Genomic DNA, 12,716 nt, shown 5'->3' with positions numbered 1-12,716 from the left:
AATTTGAAAAAAACGGAGTAAAAAAAGAGGAAATGAGTATAAAAATCCCACTTCTGCAGTTGCAGAAGCGAGGATTAGAAGCTTTTTAGCAAGATGGAACGTTTCCGCTGTCGCTTGCAAAGTTAAAGAAGAAGTCATAATAGTGAGGAAGAAACTTAGCATCCAAATCTTCATCTTTTGCTTTTGGACAGATAGTTTTAATCTCTTTTGCAAGATTTCCACTTTTGTTAAGCTCTTCCCACTCACTTTGAGAATGTTTTCCAGCCATAGCTGCACCACTTATGCCACATGCGTCTTTAAGTTTTTTAGAGTAGAGTTTTAGACCTTTGTCAGCATCTGCACTTGCAGTTACTGCACCAACACTTAATATTAAAGCCGCACTTAATGCAATTTTTACAATTTTTGTCATTGTATCTCCTTATAATTTGTAACATTTTATCTTATAAAAAATAAAACGAATATTTATTATAAAATTTATATATAATTTTTATGCATAGGTGTAACAATTTGTATAAGGAAGAGGCAAAAAATAAATATTTATATGGAAAAATAAGGCAAGAAGAGAAGAAGACGCAAGGAAAATCCCCTGCGCCAAAGTTTAAAAAATAGAGATTACGCTCTACCTGAGAGCATTCCGTACATTGTCATTGGCTTAAGTGCGTAAACTTTGAGTAACCACCAAATCCATCTCTCTTGTGTTGGGTCAAGTGGGAAGGAAGGAGTTGGTTTTTTACTCCAGTCAAATTCAGCAAGCATAACTGTTCCAAGACCTGTGATAAGTGGACAAACTGTATATCCGCCGAATTTTGACGGGAGAGCTTTTCCTTCGATTGCAGCTATTAAGTTCTCAACAACTACATGGTACTCTTTACGAGCAGAACCACCAGTTTTACCCATTGGAAGTGCAGCAACGTCACCTAAAGACCATACATTTTTGTATGATGCATGCTGTAGTGTCTCTTTTTCAACTGGTACCCATCCTTGCATAGAACCAATAGCAGATTTTGCTACTACTTCTGGAGCGCCTTGTGGAGGTGTTACGTGGATGAAATCATACTTGAATGGGAACGCTTGGCTTTTTGTTACCATTGCGTACTCTTCTAAATCTTCATCGTACTCACCTTTTTCTTTCCACGTTTTTGTAAATGTTGCAACTTTACCATCAGTGTCTATTTCTGTAAGGTTGTAACCAAAGTTCCACTTAAAGCCTCTTTTTTCAAACTGCTTTGTGATTACTTCAGCATACTCTTTGATACCAAAAAGAGCGCCGCCAGCTGTGTTGAAAGTTAACTCAACTTTATCTGCAACCCCTGCTTTTGCTAAGTGAGCGTGTGTAAGGTACATGATTTTCATCGGAGCACCACCACATTTGATAGCAGTTGCTGGCATACTATAGAGAGCTTGAAGTTTTTCAGGTCCTGTGTGCGCTTTTGCTTTTGCTACTAACTCTTGGATACCTTTCCAAGTATCTTCTGCACCATCACGGAAGTAGATAGAGTAAGCTCCATTTTTACCGATTTTTTGTTTTACAACTGCATTGTCTGCACCTGAAGATGTGATAACACCCTCTAAGCCTTTGATGTCACCATAGTTAAGAACAAGACCAGTAGCAACAATCATATGGTCGTATGAAACTTCTTCTTTGCCATCTACAACAACTTTGTTGTTGTCTGGATCAAATGCAGTAACAGTCCCCTTGATAAGTTTCACGCCGCTTGGCACAAAATCATCTCTGTTATAAATAATATCTTTTTTGTCCCATACGCCCGCTGCAACAAGAGTTTGTCCTGGTTGGTACGATACAGATGTAGGATCTGGCTCGATAACCGTAACCTCAAGGTTTGATGCAGTGTTTCTGATAAGAGCAGCTGTACTCATACCTGCTAAACCACCACCAACGATAACGATTTTCCCTTTTACACTGCTTGATGCACTTGCAGTTGTAGCACCAACTGTTGCACCTGCGATTACAGAAGCCGCAAGCGGAGACATCGTCAAATACTTAAGAGCCTCACGACGAGACATAATCTCTGGATGCTTGTCAACTTCATTCAAAATCTCTTCTAAGATTTTATTCTTTTTCATCTATTTTCCTTTTTTTGTGATAAAGTCTTCAATTCTACAAGTTTGATGCTTAAGGGAGTTTTAAATTGGTCTGTTTTACCCCTAAAATTCCCCAATTTATCGATTTTTTCCACTTTCATTTTTAATGCATAATTATATATTTTATTTATAATAAGTAGGGTTAATGATAGGGTTTTTGGCTATGCTTTGCGGATATGTTACTTTTTATTAGCTTTTTAGTATTACAAAAATTAAGAGAAGAAAAGAAGAAAGAACTATTACAAAAGAGTCACAAAAGACTCTTCTGTTTTTTAGTATCTATATCTAAAGTAAACGCGTAAATCTTGAGCTGTTTCTACAGGATCCATATTGTTTCCAACTGCCTCAGACATAGTAAGTGGTGTTCCGCCATCTCCGAAGAATGCGTTAGAACCAGTGTATTCATAATCTAAGTATGTATATCTGATTTGCATAGAGAATACATCTTTGATAAGCGGTTGTGTCCAGTATGCTTCGTATGCATTTCCACGAACTGCCATTTTAGAACCTATCATAGTATCTTCACCATAAGTAAATGGTCTCCAGTATTTTGAACCATGGTTATACTCTAAACCAAACTTTCCACCTGTAAGGTTTGGCATCTGAGTACCTATCCAAAAAGATGTTCCTGTTTCATCATCAGGGCTTCCAAGCATTGGTTGGTTTTCATTTGGTCTTGTCTTAGATGCAGCAAAAGAGGCAAATACAATAGTATCATCTAGGAAATCACTTATCTCGTTACCAATCCCATCTATTTTAAAAGAGATAGCAGCTCCATCCATATCGCCAAAGCTTTTAAGAACAGCACTTGTTGGATTTGTCATAGATAATCCCGGTACGCTAAAACCTCTATAGAATTTTGACATTACAGAGTATTGACCGTTATCGTAAGGTTGAAAAATTAGTCCAACCATATCTACATTGTCTAAATTTTGACTATCATCAATATAGTTAGGAGTTGTAGCGCCCCCAGCTCTTGCTAGATATGAATTAGCTTCACTTGCCCAACCTTGTGCGTTTGTTAACCCACGACCAAGGCAGAGTTTAAAGTACATTCCAGATACATATTTATCTAGTTGCATTGATGCAGATGCGCCATCAAACTCCATATTGATAATGTGTCCCATCGGTGATTTTGCTTTATCGTCATCTCTAAGGTTGATAAGGTAGCCATTTGTTGCAGGACGACGACCAGCGCTTACAGTCCAACCAATATCTCCAGTGTTAAAAGTCCAGAGCCAGTAAGCCTCTCTTAGCTTGATAGTATCATCTGTAAGAGTTTCATTGTGAATCCAATCAAAAGTGTCAAATCCAGTACCTCTTTGTCCGTAGTTTGCACCAAAGGCTTTGTTGACGGAAAGTTGTCCTTTAAACATGATATTTTCTGTAGGTGCATAGCCCATACCCAACCATAGACGGTTTGAATAGAGTGAACTATTAGAGTAGTGCTCTCCATTTGCTGTTTCGTAGCGTAAGTTGTCATACGAAGTTCTAAAATCAACATCGAATTTGATGTTATCCATCGCTGATTGTGCATTGACTTTAGAGATTTTAGTGTCTTGGGCTTTGTTAGCTTTTTCTAACTGCTCTATCTTTTTCTTGAGTTCATCAATCTGTTTTTGCGTATCAGCGTCTGCAAAAGCCATTGTGCTTAAGAAAGCAACAGCTGAAAGTGTTACGATTTTTCTCATTTTTGTTCCCTCTTTTATTTTGTGTGTGGAATTTTATCACAAAAAAGCTGAAAAAAACTGAAGAAGGGGTTAATAAATCTTGTTGATAATGAGCTGTGCTGTTACTTTTGAGTTGAACTCATTTTTGACAACTCTGTAGCTGCATGTTAGCCTCTTTTGTGGGGGGAAATGGAGCACTTTTTTAAATTGTAGCAGTTCAAGGGATGTTGTGTCTTGTGGTTGTTGTGCTTTGACTTTTGAGTGTGACTCGTCTTTGCCAAAAGTTTTTGTCTCTAAAATACGAGCATCTTTGAGTAGAAAGAGTGGACGGGTGTTTGCTTCGCCGTATGGCTCAAAACTCTCAAGAAGGTCTAGGAGTTCATGGTCTATCTCACTGCTTGGAAGCATGCCGATAACCTCTTCAAGCGGTAAAAAATCTTCCGGGTCTAGTTTTGAGGCACTTTTGTTAAGTGCATCTCTAAATGGTGCTATGTTCGCTTCACAAAGTCCGAGCCCTGCTGCCATTTTGTGTCCGCCAAACTTTGTCAGAAAGTGGCTGTTCTCTTTGATAAGATTGTGGATATTGACACTGCCTATGCTTCTGGCACTCCCTTTTGCTACGCCATCCTCTATGCTTAGAGCGATAACTGGTTTTGAGAAATGTTCAACCAATCTTGCCGCAACGATACCCACAACGCCCTCATGCCACCCCTCTTTGGCAACGACGATAACGGTGTCGTTGGCATCGGCAAGAATAAGTGCTTCTTGTGTTGCTTCTGCTTCAAGTTCACGTCTCTGTTCGTTGAGTGAGCTTAGTGTTTCAAATGCTCTGTAGGCTTCATGGGTGTTTTTGGCACTAAAAAATTCAAGTGCAATGCTCGCATCTTCAAGCCTTCCTGCCGAGTTGATACGGGGGGCTATCTGAAAAGCGATATCCTCTGAAGTAATCGCTTTTTTGCCTAAAAAATCTCTAATGATGATAGAAGAGGGACGCTGTGAAGTCATAAGCATCTTTAACCCCTCTTTGACAAGCGGTCTGTTGATGTTGGTAAGGGGCATGATGTCAGCGATGATGGCGATACAGAGGATGTCCAAAAAAGAGCGCATATCTATGGAGAGGTCAAGCTCTTTTTTGAGAAGTGCCAAAAGCAGCCATGCTACCTGTGCGCCGCATATCTCTGCAAATGGATAGCTGCATGCCGAGAGTTTAGGGTTTACTATGGCGTATGCCTCTGGAAGTACCTCAAGAGGCGTGTGGTGGTCTGTGATGATAAGCTCTATGCCTCGCTCTTTGCAGATACGTGCCGCTTCAATGGCTGTTATGCCGTTGTCAACCGTGATAATGATATCTGCATGGATACGCTCTAAAATGGTAGGGCTGACGCCGTAGCCGTCATGAAAGCGGTTTGGTATAAATGTCTCAAGCGGGTAGGGGATTTGTCTGAAAAAATCAGCCATAATGGCAGTTGCACTTACGCCATCGACATCGTAGTCTCCAACGAGAGCGATTTTTTTGCCCTCTCTCACTGCCTCTGCTATCTTTTTTGCGGCTTTTGGTGCATCATGAAGAAGTGCGGGATTTGGAATCTCGGAGAGCTTTTTCTCATCAGTTACTCTTGAGCGAAGCATCGCTGCGAGTGAAGCTTTGCTAAGAGTGGGAATGTTCTCAAAGATATCCATAAAAGAGCTGTTACTCCTGTTGCGCTATAGCGAGTGTTGCCTCAACGAATGCTAGGATAGAGGGGTTTGGGGTTTGTAGTCTTGATGTAAACTCTGGGTGGAACTGAACGCCCAAGAACCATGGGTGATCTTGTATCTCTACTGCTTCAATCAGTCCGTTTGATTCGCCTGTAACAATCATGCCTGCATCTTCAAGTGCTTTGCGATATGTCGGGTTTGCTTCGTATCTGTGGCGGTGTCTCTCATAGATGGTTTTTGCCCCGCCGTAAGCTTTGCGGATAAGCGAACCATCTTTTGTGTCACACGGATACTCTCCAAGACGGAGTGTTCCACCCATTGGGGATTTGTGTGTGCGAAGTTGCGTGTTGCCGCTTTGATCCATAAAGTTGTCGATAAGATAAATCATCGGGTAAGGTGTGTTTTCATCAAACTCAACGGAGTTTGCACCCTCAAAACCAAGCACATTGCGGGCAAACTCTACAAGTGTGAGCTGCATCCCAAGGCAGATGCCAAGATATGGGATTTTGTTGACACGTGCGTACTCGATAGCTTTGATTTTGCCCTCAACGCCACGATTTCCAAAGCCTCCTGCAACTAAAACAGAGTCACAGTCGCTTAGAAGTGCTTCTGCACCTCTCTCTTCTATCTTTTCACTATCCACCCAGTGAATCTCAACACGAGTATCGAGATGCGCACCTGCATGGATGAGGGATTCTGTGAGTGATTTGTAAGCCTCTTTTAGTTCAAGATATTTTCCGACAAAACCTAAAACGATACGGTTTTTAGGCTGAACTATCTTTTTGACCAGAGAGTCCCAGTTTTCCATATTTGGGTTCAGTTCGCCAAGCTCCAACTCTTTTGAGATAGGCTTTAAGATATTTTGTCTTAAAAATGACATCGGGACATCATAGATAGAAGCCGCATCAAGTGCTTCTATGACGCTGTCTGAAGAGACATCACAACTCATTGCGAGTTTTTTCTTGAAAGTTTTTGGGAGTGCATTTTCACTTCTTGCAATTATCATCTGAGGCGTGATGCCGATGCGGCGAAGCTCTTGAACTGAGTGTTGTGTCGGTTTGGACTTCAGCTCGCCTGCTGCTTTAATGAATGGGATAAGTGTAACGTGGACAAAAAAAGTCCCCTCAACCTCCTCGTCATGCTTCATCTGGCGAATCGCCTCCATAAACGGAAGCCCCTCGATGTCTCCAACTGTACCGCCAAGCTCGACGATAAGTATCTCGTGCCCCTCGCCTGCTTCTTTGATGCGCTTGACGATTTCGCCTACGATATGCGGGATAACCTGAATGGTTTGCCCAAGATAACCGCCTGCACGCTCACGCTCGATGACGCTTGAGTAAACCTGACCTGTGGTAAAGTTGCTTGATTTAAGGTAAGAGGTATCTAAAAATCTCTCATAGTTTCCGATATCAAGGTCGGTCTCTGCTCCATCTTTTGTGACAAAAACCTCTCCATGCTCTAAGGGGCTCATGGTTCCCGGATCGACATTGATGTATGGGTCTATTTTTAACATGCCAACACGTATGCCTGAGTGCTTAAGCAGTGTACCTATGCTCGCCGCCGTTATCCCTTTGCCGAGAGAACTTAAAACACCGCCTGTAACAAAGATATATTTTGTCATAAAATAGCTCCAAAATGTCAATTAAAAAAGTAATTATAGTGAAGCATCTCTTAAAAAACATCATACTTCATAAGAGCTAAAAGCTTTTTTTTGTATAATCAACTCATATAAGTCAAGAGAGAAAATATATGGATACAACGCTTTTATATATAGTTATGGCACTGGGTGTCTCGACTGTATTTAACCTATTTTTAAAAAGAATCGGCATTTCTCAAATCATAGGGTACATTTTTACGGGAACGGTCATTGTCTATCTCTTTGATTTGCGTTATATGAGCAACTCTTCGATTTTAGAGCATATAGGAGAGTTTGGAATAGTCTTTTTGATGTTTACTATCGGGCTAGAGATCTCTTTGGCAAGAATGTACAACATGAAAAAAGAGATTTTTCTCAATGGTTTTATGCAAGTTGGTTTTACCGCACTGAGTGTTTATGCCATAAGCCACTATCTTTTTAAACTTGAGTCTATCGCTGCGCTTATCCTCTCGCTTGCCTTTGCCCTCTCTTCGACGGCAGTTGTTTTGAGCTATCTCAAGAGCTCTAAAGAGATTCACAACCCTTATGGACAAAGAGCAACGGGGATACTTATCTTTCAAGATATCGCTGTTATTCCTATCTTGATTCTTTTGGGATTTTTAACAAGCGATGCAAATCAATCGATTTTTATAATACTTCGGGATACTTTTATTAGTGCGGTTATCGTTATAGGGCTTCTTTTTATTGTTGGAAAAAGAGTGATGACGTGGCTTTTGCACTTCTCCGCTTCTAGTGAGGTAGATGAACTTTTTATGAGTTCTGTTCTTTTTATCGTTGTGAGTGCGGCACTTTTGGCCTCTTTTGCAGGATTTACCTACTCGCTTGGTGCGTTTGTCGCTGGGATGATAATTGCTGAGACAAAGTACCATCATAAGGTAGAGACTGATATCGCTCCTTTTAAAGACATACTTCTTGGTACATTTTTTATCGTTGTGGGTATGAAGATAGATGTTGCTTTTTTTATAAACAATGTAGATAAGATAGTAGGAATTTTCTTGCTTGTTATGTTTTTAAAAACTGCTATAACTTACCTCATTCTTCGCCTTACAGGCTCTTCCAATCCGCTTTCGCTTAAAACAGCACTCGCACTCTCGCAAGTTGGGGAGTTTTCGTTTGTTATCTTTGCGGTTGCAAGTTTTGGTGGGCTCTTAGATAAAGAGTTGGAGTCTCTTTTTGTTTTGGTAGTTATCTTCTCGATGGTTATAACGCCCTTTTTTATCTCTAAAATCAACCGATTTGTTGCCTATATTACCAAATATGAGTATCTTGGACTTAACACCTCTGCATTTGAGGCTAGAAGGGATCATGTCATTATATGTGGGTATAGCGTCACCGGAAAGTTTGTAGCAAAAAATCTTGACAATATAGATGCGCACTACGTTATCATCGACAACAATCCAAAACATGTTCAAGAAGCGATTAAGGATGGCAAAGAGGCGTATCTTGGAGATATGTCAAAGCTTTCGTTGCTTGAGGCACTGCATGCAGAGAGTTCGGCTGCCGTTATCGTTACACTGGACAATATAGAGAAAAAAAGAGCTATCTGTGAAGCGATTTTAAAACATACAAAAGATATAAACCTTGTCGTTAAAGTATCTACTCTTGAGGATAAAGAGAACTTGCAGGATTTGCCAATCACCTCTGTTGTGGATGACAAGGTGGAAGTTGGGCGTATCTTGGTGGAACGAATGATGACATGCCAAATCGGAGGCAAAGGGCGACGATGAAGATTTTTATAACGGATTTGGATCATACATTTTTGAGAACTGACCTATCGCTGAGCGACTACACAAAAGAGAGTTGGAACAGGGCGGCAAAGCACTCCATCATGAGCGTGGCAACGGCTAGAACCTATAAAAAAACGCTTCAGTTTATCAAAGATATAGAGATAAATGCGCCCATGATTCTGCTTGATGGTGCGTTGGTTGCAACGGTGGAGAAGAAAATCATACAGACAAAGTTTGTAGGTAAAGAGATTGCCGATGCTATCATAGACGAGGGGGCAAAGTTTGGGATTTACCCATTTATACTCTCTTTGGCGGACGCTTCTTTACGTGAAATCTTCTCTTACTCTACCACGCTAAATGCACATCAAAAAGAGGTTCTCAAAAACTACAAAAATGATGACCATCACAATCAGCAGACGAATCTGCGTGCCATGGATGACAACTTTAAGATAGTCTATTTTGGAGATGAGGAGCTGTTGCGTCCTTTGGCTGGGCATCTGCAAGAACTTTTTGGCGATACGCTTAAGTACATTTTAGCACCGGAAGCTTATGTGGGTTGCTACTTTTTGACGATTTTGCATAAAGATGCGGACAAATCTCACGGCATAAGAAGTGTGAGTGAGTATGTGGGATTTGACCTTGGTAAACTGACCGTTTTTGGGGATAATTTTAACGATATCGGTATGTTTGAACTAGCCGGTGTCTCCGTGGCAGTGGCAAATGCGCAAGAAGGTGTCAAAAGGAGTGCAAAAGTTGTTTTGCCGCATACAAACGATGAGGATGCGGTTGCACGCTATCTTGAGGCGCTTAAACATGAGTAGCAAAAATTCTGCTTTGCCGATGGTTATCATAGGCGTTTTGTTTTTTATTTTTGGTTTTGTCACTTGGCTCAACGGCTCGCTTATCCCGTTTTTAAAAATCATCTGTGAACTTAGCGAATTTGAGGCACTTTTTGTAACTTTTGCGTTTTACATCGCCTACACCGTAATGGCGTTTCCTATGGCTTTTGTGCTGGAGAGGGTAGGGTACAAAAATGGCATGATGTTGGGGCTTTTTGTGATGGCGGTGGGTGCTTTGATGTTTATACCATCAGCGCAAAGTGCAAGTTTTATGCTCTTTTTGTCCTCTCTTTTTGTGCTTGGAAGCGGACTAACCCTTTTGCAGACCGCATCAAACCCCTATGTTGTGCATCTGGGAGATATAAAAAGTGCGGCGATGCGTATCTCCATAATGGGCGTTATCAACAAGAGTGCAGGGGTTTTAGCACCGCTTCTCTTTACGCTAATTGTTTTTTCCGATATGCCATCCATCGAAACGCTAACACCACAAGATAAGGAGCTTATGGCATCCAAACTTATAGCCCCTTACATGTATATGGCACTTCTGCTTCTCTCTCTTGTAGCGTTGATACGCTTCTCTCCTCTTCCAGAACTTGAGCTTGAACAAAGCAGTGATGATACGCAAAAGAGCATTTTTGCATTTCCTCGTGTGGTTTTGGGTGCAGTTGCGCTCTTTTTTTATGTAGGCATTGAGGTTATCGCCGGAGACACCATAGGGCTTTATGCGCAGAGCCTCGGAGTAGAAAATGCCACCGCACTCACATCTTACACTATGGTTTTTATGGTTCTTGGCTACATAGTCGGCATCTTTTGCATACCCAAATACCTCTCACAGCCAAAAGCACTTCTTGCCTCCGCACTTCTTGGGATACTTTTTATACTTGGTATTGTTCTAAGTGGAACAAACCATACCTTTTTTGCAGCACTTCCAGACACGGTTCTTTTTGTAGCACTTCTTGGTTTTGCAAACGCCCTTGTCTGGCCTACCATCTGGCCGCTTGCACTTGAGGGCATAGGAGCGTACAGCGCAAAAGCAAGTGCGCTTCTCATTACATCCATAGCAGGAGGCGCACTCCTTCCGCTTCTATTTGGTAAAATCGCCTCTTTTTCAACTATGCAAGAGGCGTATCTTCTGGGCATCGGATGCTATACCTTTATCCTTTTTTATGCGCTTAAGGGGCATAAAATCTCGTCATGGAGGGGTGAATGATTGTTCACAAGAGATTAGCCAACGGCTTTGAGTACATAGAAGTCAAAAATGAGGCGGCAGAGGCAAAAGTGGCTCTGCAAGGCGCACATCTGTTTCATTACGCAAGAGCAGGTGAAGAGCCGATTTTGTGGTTGAGTGAAGAGAGTGATTTTGAACTTGGCAAGGCAATCCGTGGCGGTGTTCCCGTCTGTTGGCCGTGGTTTGGGTTCAATGAAGACAAATCTCTGCCTCAACATGGTTTTGCAAGAACGTCGTTGTGGGAGTTTGTCGGCGGCGATGAGGTGGACGCAAAAACAACAGTTTTGACCCTTAGGCTCACGCATGATGAAAAAACGCTCCAAATCTGGCACTACAAGTTTCTTTTGGAGCTAAAAATCACTATCTCGGATAAGTTGATGCTAGAGCTAAAAACTACAAATTTGGACGATAAATCTTTTAAAATCTCTCAAGCACTTCACACCTACTTTAGTGTTTCGCATATTTCAGAGGTAGCCATCAAAGGGCTAGATAAAAAGCTCTATCTTGATGCGCTCACATGGAAGATGGAAATCCAAAACGGCGATATAACCTTTGAGCAAGAGGTTGATAGAGTTTACCAAAATGTGGAGGGCGAGATAGTTTTAAGCGACAAAAAAAGAGAGGTTTATATCAAGAACAGTGGTTCATCCTCTGTTGTCGTATGGAATCCATGGATAGAAAAAACGTTAAGAATGAGCGGTATGCAAGAGGATGCCTACAAACACATGCTCTGCATTGAGTCCGCAAACGCATTTGATGATGCAAGAGTTTTAAAACCCCAAGAGGAGCATATCTTAGGGGCGGTTATCGACTAGCTCTTCTTGCAGGAGCTTATGCGCTTCATACGCCAGACGCATAACGCCCACTGCATAGTTTGAGGAGTTGTTATAACTCATGATTTTGATGGCGTACTCTCTTAGATGCTGAAGTTCTTCCTTGTCACAGCTAAAGCATTGGTACTTTTTATCACCTTTTTTATTTTGGGCATAGACAAAAGAGGCATCTTCGTTCGCAAACTCAAAATCATACCACTCAGACTCTATTTGAGCCATATCTCCAACTCTCTCCCAATCTAAGAGTGCTGTAAATCCCGCTTTTTGGTGTAGATAGTTTGCAGCCGAGACGATGGCATCCTCCATCTTTGTCAAATCCCCAACCTCCGTTTTATACCCTTTTGCAAAAACAAAACTATTTGGCATAAACTGGGGAATCCCCACAGCTCCTGCATAAGAGCTAGGAAGATTACACCCCTCTGGAGTTACGCCTCTTTTGTAGCAGTGAACAATGATGGAGACCATATTTGTTTTTCCCATATTGAGTAGCCACTTCTCACGCTGGGTTTTTGGTTTTGTGCGTAAAACAAGGGTGTTAAAGACGACAAAAGCATCGTGAGAGGGTCTGATTTTGCCAAGACGCGTCTCTTTGATAAGAATGGCAGCAATCACTTCACGGTTTACCCCGTACTCTTGTTCTACATAGTCGTAAACTTCAGCATACGCCCTCAAGTGCGCTGTCATTTCTGGAACATACTTTACAAGTGTATTGTTTGCTTTTTTCTCATTTTTTCTATGTGTTGGGATGTGTTGCGGTTGAAGATATTTGTAGCTTTTTTCGTCAAATTTTTTTGTTTTAAAGTCCGAGAGCAAAAAAATGTTTGCGTAGCCGTAAGAGACGCCCGCTTTGACAGCCTTTTTACAAATGTCTTCATAATCTTTGTTTTTAAAGCTACAGTTATTATGCTTTGCAAAAAGCAGCGTAGCTAGTAAGAGAAGAAAAAAGAGTTTATTCATGATG

The 12,716-nt window shown here is 41.3% G+C and carries 10 protein-coding genes; 4 read left to right on the top strand and 6 right to left on the bottom strand.

The window, feature by feature from the left end; all coding sequences use genetic code 11:
• Positions 1–85: 85 nt before the first annotated feature.
• The 5 genes from AC6H4V_RS11730 to pyrG form a co-directional block, all read right to left on the bottom strand.
• On the bottom strand, positions 86–409 hold the full coding sequence (locus tag AC6H4V_RS11730; RefSeq protein WP_428729563.1) for a cytochrome C: 324 nt from the start codon (positions 407–409) through the stop codon (positions 86–88).
• 203 nt (positions 410–612) lie between these two features.
• Entirely contained in the window at positions 613–2,085 is a 1,473-nt protein-coding gene (locus AC6H4V_RS11725; RefSeq protein ID WP_497606974.1) for an NAD(P)/FAD-dependent oxidoreductase, read from the bottom strand.
• Between the two features lie 290 nt (positions 2,086–2,375).
• Entirely contained in the window at positions 2,376–3,794 is a 1,419-nt protein-coding gene (locus AC6H4V_RS11720; protein ID WP_497606973.1) for a DUF3373 family protein, read from the bottom strand.
• A 69-nt stretch (positions 3,795–3,863) separates the two neighbouring features.
• Positions 3,864–5,453, bottom strand: a complete 1,590-nt coding sequence (gene recJ / locus AC6H4V_RS11715; RefSeq protein WP_497606972.1) for a single-stranded-DNA-specific exonuclease RecJ — start codon at positions 5,451–5,453, stop codon at positions 3,864–3,866.
• 10 nt (positions 5,454–5,463) lie between these two features.
• Complete coding sequence (gene pyrG / locus AC6H4V_RS11710) at positions 5,464–7,092, bottom strand: CTP synthase (protein WP_497606971.1); 1,629 nt, start codon at positions 7,090–7,092, stop codon at positions 5,464–5,466.
• Between the two features lie 128 nt (positions 7,093–7,220).
• Here pyrG and AC6H4V_RS11705 point away from each other — a divergent pair, with 128 nt between their 5' ends.
• Genes AC6H4V_RS11705 through AC6H4V_RS11690 form a run of 4 tightly spaced genes read left to right on the top strand, consistent with a single transcriptional unit; the run spans position 7,221 to position 11,737 of the window.
• Positions 7,221–8,855: a cation:proton antiporter gene (locus AC6H4V_RS11705; RefSeq protein WP_497606970.1), complete on the top strand. Its 1,635-nt coding sequence runs from the start codon at positions 7,221–7,223 to the stop codon at positions 8,853–8,855.
• Positions 8,852–9,676 (top strand): HAD-IIB family hydrolase, encoded by an 825-nt coding sequence (locus AC6H4V_RS11700; RefSeq protein WP_497606969.1) that lies wholly within the window; start codon positions 8,852–8,854, stop codon positions 9,674–9,676. The genes AC6H4V_RS11705 and AC6H4V_RS11700 overlap by 4 nt, the downstream gene beginning before the upstream one ends.
• Positions 9,669–10,904 carry a sugar MFS transporter gene (locus tag AC6H4V_RS11695; protein WP_497606968.1) on the top strand — a complete coding sequence of 412 codons (1,236 nt, stop codon included), beginning with the start codon at positions 9,669–9,671 and terminating at the stop codon, positions 10,902–10,904. The genes AC6H4V_RS11700 and AC6H4V_RS11695 overlap by 8 nt, the downstream gene beginning before the upstream one ends.
• On the top strand, positions 10,901–11,737 hold the full coding sequence (locus tag AC6H4V_RS11690) for a D-hexose-6-phosphate mutarotase (RefSeq protein WP_497606967.1): 837 nt from the start codon (positions 10,901–10,903) through the stop codon (positions 11,735–11,737). Before AC6H4V_RS11695 ends, AC6H4V_RS11690 begins: the two co-directional genes overlap by 4 nt.
• On the opposite strand, the gene AC6H4V_RS11685 is transcribed toward AC6H4V_RS11690, so the two are convergent.
• Entirely contained in the window at positions 11,717–12,712 is a 996-nt protein-coding gene (locus AC6H4V_RS11685; RefSeq protein ID WP_428730410.1) for a lytic murein transglycosylase, read from the bottom strand. The two genes, AC6H4V_RS11690 and AC6H4V_RS11685, sit on opposite strands and share 21 nt — an antisense overlap.
• Positions 12,713–12,716: the final 4 nt, after the last annotated feature.

The organism is Sulfurimonas lacustris (assembly GCF_059705355.1).
Note: the sequence above shows the minus strand (reverse complement) of the source record. Positions and strands in the feature narration are given on the sequence as shown.

Coding starts and splice junctions, on each gene's coding strand:
- AC6H4V_RS11720 (WP_497606973.1), bottom strand. CDS start 3,794: ATGAGAAAAATCGTAACACTTTCAGCTGTTGCTTTCTTAAGCACAATG.
- recJ (WP_497606972.1), bottom strand. CDS start 5,453: ATGGATATCTTTGAGAACATTCCCACTCTTAGCAAAGCTTCACTCGCA.
- AC6H4V_RS11725 (WP_497606974.1), bottom strand. CDS start 2,085: ATGAAAAAGAATAAAATCTTAGAAGAGATTTTGAATGAAGTTGACAAG.
- AC6H4V_RS11690 (WP_497606967.1), top strand. CDS start 10,901: ATGATTGTTCACAAGAGATTAGCCAACGGCTTTGAGTACATAGAAGTC.
- AC6H4V_RS11685 (WP_428730410.1), bottom strand. CDS start 12,712: ATGAATAAACTCTTTTTTCTTCTCTTACTAGCTACGCTGCTTTTTGCA.
- AC6H4V_RS11730 (WP_428729563.1), bottom strand. CDS start 409: ATGACAAAAATTGTAAAAATTGCATTAAGTGCGGCTTTAATATTAAGT.
- AC6H4V_RS11695 (WP_497606968.1), top strand. CDS start 9,669: ATGAGTAGCAAAAATTCTGCTTTGCCGATGGTTATCATAGGCGTTTTG.
- AC6H4V_RS11700 (WP_497606969.1), top strand. CDS start 8,852: ATGAAGATTTTTATAACGGATTTGGATCATACATTTTTGAGAACTGAC.
- pyrG (WP_497606971.1), bottom strand. CDS start 7,092: ATGACAAAATATATCTTTGTTACAGGCGGTGTTTTAAGTTCTCTCGGC.
- AC6H4V_RS11705 (WP_497606970.1), top strand. CDS start 7,221: ATGGATACAACGCTTTTATATATAGTTATGGCACTGGGTGTCTCGACT.